General features: G+C 78.3%; 1 pseudogene. It reads right to left on the bottom strand.

What is annotated here, in order from left to right:
• Positions 1–108: 108 nt before the first annotated feature.
• Positions 109–1464: pseudogene (locus GTW43_RS06835) on the bottom strand (MoxR family ATPase).
• Positions 1465–1603 lie beyond the last annotated feature (139 nt).

Here is a 1603-nt window from a genome sequence, read left to right as displayed (position 1 = left end):
GCGCCCGGGTCAGCGGTCCCCGCACGGGCCGGGGCCGGGGCGGCGGGGCCACCGGACGCGGCTTCGGGGCCCCGGTGACCGCGCCGGAGGGCGCGCCGCTCGCCGCGCTCATCGGCGGGCCCCCTTCGGGCCGTTCTTGGCACGCTCCACCGAGCGGTCCGCCGTCCGCGCGATCCCGATGACGCCGGCGAGCCGGTCCATCGCGGGCGGCACCTCCCACGCGTCGCGGCGCAGCCCGGCGAGCGCGGTCGCGGGCGCGACGAGCAGGTCAGGGGCGCCGCTCTCCAGGGCCCGGACGAGGACCGACCAGGCGGCGTCCCAGCGCTCCCGCTCCGGACGGGCCCCGACCGCGGCGACCACCGCGTCCAGTGCGGCCTGGCGCAGGTCGCCGCGCTCCGGGAGCTCGGCGCGCGGCGGCTCGGCGAGCAGGTCCTCGGGGTCGGGCAGATCCATCCGGTCGAGATGGGCGAGCAGTTCGAGGCCCGGGCCGTCGCCGACCGCGCCCCGCACGAGCAGCGCGAGGACGTCCCGGGAGACGCCCGCCGCCGTGCCGAACGCGAGCAGCGTCAGCGCCGCGTCCCAGCTGCGCGGGGACGGCCAGGCGCCGCCGCGCCGGGTCTCCGTGGTGGGCAGCCGGTGGATCAGCGTGGGCCGCGCCGCGAGGAACCCGCACACCGCGCGGCGGGCCAGGGCCACCGCCTCGGCGAGCCGGTCCGGGGCGAGCCGGGGCAGGGTGGCCCGGGGCCAGACGCCGCCGAGGCCCCGGACCACCACCTCGCGGTCGTGCACCCAGTACAGGTGGACGAACCGGTTGGCCAGGGGCGGGCTCAGCTCCCAGCCGTCCGCCGCCGAGGCGCGCGGGTTGGCGGCGGCCACGATCCGCACGCCGGGCGGCAGTTGCAGCGCACCCACCCGGCGCTCCAGGACGACCCGGAGCAGCGCCGCCTGCACCGCCGGTGTCGCGGTCGACAGCTCGTCGAGGAAGAGCAGCCCGCGTCCGGCCCGCACCAGGTCGACGGCCCACTGGGGCGGCGCCATCGGCACGCCCTGCTCGGCCGGGTTCTCGCCGACGATCGGCAGTCCGGAGAAGTCGGACGGCTCGTGCACGCTGGCGATCACGGTGGTCAGCGGCAGGTCGAGGGAGTCCGCGAGCTGGGTGAGCGCGGCGGTCTTCCCGATCCCGGGCTCGCCTCACAGCAGGACGGGCAGGTCGGCGGCGACGGCGAGGGTGAGCGCCTCGAGCTGCTCGTCGGGCCGGGGCTCGGTGGTCGTGTCCCGCAGCAGGGCCAACAGGTCCCCGGCGACGGAGAGTCGGGCCCCGGGACCGTCGCCGCCGGAACCGGGCGAGGCGCCGGACGCACCGGTGGTGGAGGCGGCGTCAGTAGAGCCGGCATCGGTGGAGGCGGCGTCGGGAGCGGGGGCGGAGACGGTGGGCAGAAGCGTGCTGAGCGTCATGGGCATCACCAGGTGTGGGTCGGGGACGGGACACACGCCCGTCCGGAGTCCGGGAAGGAGAGGGCGACAAGTCGCCCGCAGAACAGGGGGCTTGGGGCTCCGGGCAGCGCGCGCGGCGCCGGAGCGGGGCCGTACGGGGACATGCCGA

The sequence above is a fragment of the Streptomyces sp. SID5785 genome (assembly GCF_009870065.1).
Taxonomy (GTDB): Bacteria; Actinomycetota; Actinomycetes; order Streptomycetales; family Streptomycetaceae; genus Streptomyces.
Note: the sequence above shows the minus strand (reverse complement) of the source record. Positions and strands in the feature narration are given on the sequence as shown.